3 protein-coding genes and 1 pseudogene are annotated in these 4,069 nt (G+C 67.1%); 1 reads left to right on the top strand and 3 read right to left on the bottom strand.

Annotated elements, in window-relative coordinates:
• Positions 1–143, bottom strand: a pseudogene (locus IE206_RS41995) (IS256 family transposase); the annotation flags it as partial.
• Positions 144–625: 482 nt separating this feature from the next.
• On the opposite strand from IE206_RS41995, the gene IE206_RS41990 reads away from it, so the two are divergent.
• Complete coding sequence (locus IE206_RS41990; RefSeq protein ID WP_189972022.1) at positions 626–1,333, top strand: hypothetical protein; 708 nt, start codon at positions 626–628, stop codon at positions 1,331–1,333.
• Positions 1,334–1,346: 13 nt separating this feature from the next.
• Here IE206_RS41990 and IE206_RS41985 read toward each other — a convergent pair whose 3' ends face one another.
• Both IE206_RS41985 and IE206_RS41980 read right to left on the bottom strand, forming a co-directional pair.
• Entirely contained in the window at positions 1,347–1,694 is a 348-nt protein-coding gene (locus IE206_RS41985) for a hypothetical protein (protein WP_189972021.1), read from the bottom strand.
• A gap of 189 nt (positions 1,695–1,883) precedes the next feature.
• Positions 1,884–3,623 carry a hydroxysqualene dehydroxylase gene (locus IE206_RS41980; RefSeq protein ID WP_189972020.1) on the bottom strand — a complete coding sequence of 580 codons (1,740 nt, stop codon included), beginning with the start codon at positions 3,621–3,623 and terminating at the stop codon, positions 1,884–1,886.
• Between the last annotated feature and the right edge of the window lie 446 nt (positions 3,624–4,069).

Genomic DNA, 4,069 nt, shown 5'->3' with positions numbered 1-4,069 from the left:
CGCTGGTCAGCCAACTCGGCTACATAGGCGTTGACTTCGGCCTCCAGAGCGACGGCCAGCATCCGCCTCGCACCCTCGCGGACGATGTCGTCGATCAGGGAGCCAGTCTCGGTCGTTCCATCCGCATTCACTACGCTCAGCACGGGCGTGCCTTCCCGACCGACGGTGCAACGTCGGCCTACTCGATGAGCAGAAGTCGATCACTCGGGAAGGCACGCCCTTCGCATCCAACCCGAGGTCGATCCACAGGTCATGAGCATTGCTCGTTGGGGTCTCCGCCGAGCACGAGGGACACGAGATGGTCCTCCTCGGCATCCCCCATCGGACCCGTGCAGCCATACGACTTGGCGTTCGCCGCCTTCTCTGTGCCCGTCACGGAGGCGGGCGAACAGATTCGTTAAAGATCAAGCTAGTGCCTTCCTTCACTTCAACACGCTGAACTTGACAGAGAAATCCCCGCCGATCTCGCACCGCAGAGATTCGAGACAGACCACTTCGTCGACGGCCACGCTCTCGGCGAAGGTCGACTTGCCCGAGCCCGCCTGGCCGTCATCGCCGGACCGCAGTGGCTGCTGGACGACGAACGGCGCGACGTGGCAGCCGGGGACGGGCCGCCGCCTACACGGTGCGCATCGACGATGCCGAGGAGCCCTCGGGTGTCGCCGCGGTCCGGGTCGCGGCGGACGACATCATGGAGGTGACCATGGTGGACGATCCCGAGGCGTACGGCGTGCGGATCCGTTTTGATGACGTGGCCGCCGCCTGCCACGCGTGGAGTCTGGGCCTGGTGGCCTGGCACCGGAACCAGCGCCCGGACCGCTGGGCAGAACACCCCACAGCCCCGGACGGACTGGGCCTCCCCACAAACGAGTTGGTGACCGGGCTGGTGGCAGCCGCGCTGTACGCGACAGTGCGCGCCGAAGGCCTGGACAGTGCCACAGACGGCTCACTCGTCCACGGGGCACCGCTCGAGCCGCCATTGAACCTGCTCCAGGACTCGGTCCGCTACCGCATCCCCCGCGATCTGCTCGCCCCGATCAGCGTCACCGACGACCATCCGTCTGCCGCCGTGGTCACCGCCCTCAGCACGCTGTTCGACGGATACGACACCAAGGCGAACCGACGCCAGAACAAGGTACTGAGGCCGGCACAGAAGGTGCTGCTGGACCACCTCGGCGAGGTACCGGGGCCCCGGTGGGAGGGAGCCAGCTCCAAGGACGTCCTGGGCCTCCTGCTCGGCGGCGGCTTCGTGCCCACCGTGGCCCACCGGATTACTGCCGTCACCGATGAGGGGACGGCTCAGGCGGCGTACGGCAAACGGCACCACCCGTAGGGGCGGGCGGGTTTCACCGAGCCGCCACCTCGACGCAGAGATTGAGCACCTGCGCGGCCACGAGGTGGCCCTCGTCGCTGTTGGCGACGCGGGCTGGTTCGAGGACGGCGGCGCAGCGCAGCGTGGTGGCGGCCCAACATCCGTTCGTCATCGAAGGCGTGGCGACGTTGGGGCCCACCACGTGAAAGGCGGCACGGACGACGTCGTGCAGATTCTCGGGCTTCTCGCCGGCAGGGGTCTGTAGGCCGATGGCGATGTGTGAGGCGAGCTCGCGCTCACTTCGGTGAGGGATCCACTGGCCCGCCGTCAGGTCCTCACTCAGCGCCGTCAGCGCCCGTTGGAGATCGTCAGTTGTGGTCATGACGCGACTCTGCGAGGTGTGGGGAACTGGCGACCGGTGCCCGTCCGGCGGGCTCCGGTCGAGATTCCTGCCCGCCTGGCGGAAGCAGAAGGGATGCACTCCTCTGAACTAGTGACCTGAGTCAGAGATTCCTCGCCAGATCGGCAGCCGTCAGCTGGGCCGGCCCTGCGCTCCGTGGGGAGGAGTCTCTCACCGGGAAAACCGGCCACGGTCGAAGAGATTGGGCAGGCCGGTCCGGTACCTGATCTCGTCGAGCTTGTGGAGGAAGGCCAGCTCAGGAGGACGGTAGAGTCGCCGGACCCGGCAGCGGGGTGCGGTCGAACCGTCCGTGTCCAGCAGGGCGTTGACCGCTCGCCGCGCAGACTCGTTCGCACCCTCCATCGTCGCGAGATCGATGTCGGTGGCGACGTAGTCGCCGGCCAGGAACAGGTTCGGCACCGCCGTGCGGCACGAAGGCCGGTCGTACCAGGTGCCCACGGGGTGGATGAGCAGCTGCTCACGATTGGCGGGCGAGGGTCCGCCGAGGCCGGTCACCGCCGGGTCCACGAACCACGAGTGCAGGTCCGCGTCGGCGAGCACCTGCCGCCCGGCACCGTTCAACCCGGCCTTGAGCTGCGCCCACACCTCCCGGCGCACCTCGTCCGGGGTGCACTTGATCCCGGGCTTCCCGTACAGGATCCCCGGCTTGTCCCACGCGGAGATGTCCACGGAGAGGCAGTCGGCCACCTCTCCGTCCCCGTAGGTCGAGCGGAAGTCACGCCCCTTCCAGAACTGCGCCTGACTGACCGAAGTGAGTGCCCACGGCGAGTCCACGTGGATTACGTGCCCGCGCACGAGGGGCGTGCGGGTACGTAGGTAGAGCTGCATGCCGACCATCCAGGCCGTTTGGAGCCGGTCGCAGCGTGCGAGCTGGGGATCGGCAGCGCGGAGATCGGCGCCCCAGCAGACGCGGGCGTCCTGGACGGGCATGGCGCTGATGTAGTGATCGGCGGCCACTGTACGGCCCTCTGGGGTGCTGGTGGACGTCACTCTGACGCCGGTGATCCGGCCGTCGGCGTAGACGAGCTCTTCGACTGCGGTGCCGAACTCGAACTCGACGCCGAGGCTGCGGAGATAGTCCTCCCAGGGCGTGATCCATGCCTCGCTGGTCGGCGCGTTGAGCACCCGGTCGATCTCTCCGTCGTTGCCGCGGCCGACCAGGTTGTAGAGGAACGCCTGGATGAGGCGGCCGACGGTGCGTGTGCTCGCAACCTGGGCTTGGATGGCGACGAGGTCCCGGGTGATCCCGACGCCCAGCAGCTGCTGATACTCCCGTGACATGACATCGGCGTTGATGAATTTCCACCACGGGACCGTCTCCCACTGTTCGATCCGCCGGATCTCGCAGCTGGTGATGTGGACGAGGAGGCGGCCCAGGAAGTGAGCGACTTCGGTGGGCGGCAGGTGCAGCGAGGTGTCCAGAAGCCCGGCCAGGCTTTCCACCAGAGTGCCGGGCAGTAGCGACGCCGGAGCGGGTAACGACAACAGCGTACGGACCGGAAACCGCAAGTTCGGACGGCCGCCGCCGCGGGCCACGAGGCACTCGGGGGCGTTCACCAGATTTCCGTGAACGCTGCCCGACCTGTTCGGATACGGGATTCGGCGCAGCGTGTCCGGGAGATTGCGATAGAACCCCGGGAAGAAGCGGAAGCCGTGCTCGCCGGGCAGCGGGAGACGCCCGCCGGTGCCGGTGCCCGGGACGTCCATGCTGCGGGCCTTTCCGCCGAGTATGTCGTTGCGTTCGTACACCGTGACGCGGTATCCGCGTTCGGCGAGTTCATGTGCCGCGGTCAGCCCTGCGACACCGCCGCCCAGCACCGCAACCGCCCCGAGATCACGGCTCTTGGACACAGCAATGCTCCTTCTCGCCGTTGTCACCTGCGCGCTCATGGGCTCGGCTCCCGATCGCCGATCAGGCACTTAACCGAAGCAATCACGAGAGACACAGACATGAGTGCAAGTCGGTCTGATCCTGGACCACCTGGGCATCTGCGAAACCAGAGCGATCAAGCCATGGGCTTTTTTGCGTCAGGCATCCCCGAGTACGGTCGCCAACTGCACCTGCACAGGTTCGTCCACACGACAACCGACCTCCGGCACGCTGCTCCTCAGACAAGGGACACAGGGCCCGGCGGCTGGCGAATCGGCGAGGAACCTCTGACTCAGCTCACTAGGCCGACATACTCAGCACACGGCGGCGTTCGACGCCGAAACCACCCGCACCGGTACGGCCTCGAGCTCCACCTCACAGGTCCACCCCCGCCCACCTGGGGAGGCACCCTGTGAGCCTTATAGATCTCACAGGGTGCCTCCTCGCATCGCGTCGTCTGGCCTAC

It is taken from the genome of Streptomyces violascens (assembly GCF_014649955.1).
Classification (GTDB): Bacteria; Actinomycetota; Actinomycetes; order Streptomycetales; family Streptomycetaceae; genus Streptomyces; species Streptomyces violascens.
Note: the sequence above shows the minus strand (reverse complement) of the source record. Positions and strands in the feature narration are given on the sequence as shown.

Coding starts and splice junctions, on each gene's coding strand:
- IE206_RS41985 (WP_189972021.1), bottom strand. CDS start 1,694: ATGACCACAACTGACGATCTCCAACGGGCGCTGACGGCGCTGAGTGAG.
- IE206_RS41980 (WP_189972020.1), bottom strand. CDS start 3,623: ATGAGCGCGCAGGTGACAACGGCGAGAAGGAGCATTGCTGTGTCCAAG.